Here is a 224-nt window from a genome sequence, read left to right as displayed (position 1 = left end):
CCTCGGGTTCGACGGGCCGCCCGAAGGGTGTGGCGGTCACCCACCGCGACGTCCTCGAGCTGGTCGTGGACGGGATGTTCGGCGAGGGTGCGCACGAGCAGGTGCTGATGGTGGCCCCGTACGCGTTCGACCCTTCCACCTACGCCTTCTGGGTGCCGCTGCTGCACGGCGGACGCACCGTCATCACCCCCGAAGGCGACCTGAGCGTCGCCGAACTCGCCCGA

Annotated in this window: 1 protein-coding gene; it reads left to right on the top strand. The window is 70.5% G+C overall.

All coding sequences use genetic code 11. The annotated features are described in order from the left end of the window. The coding region (locus tag IF78_RS44770) for an AMP-binding protein (RefSeq protein ID WP_158751732.1) at positions 1-224 on the top strand (224 nt) is incomplete at both ends.

Origin of the sequence: Streptomyces bicolor, assembly GCF_000719285.1 — a bacterium.
Classification (GTDB): Bacteria; Actinomycetota; Actinomycetes; order Streptomycetales; family Streptomycetaceae; genus Streptomyces; species Streptomyces bicolor.
Note: the sequence above shows the minus strand (reverse complement) of the source record. Positions and strands in the feature narration are given on the sequence as shown.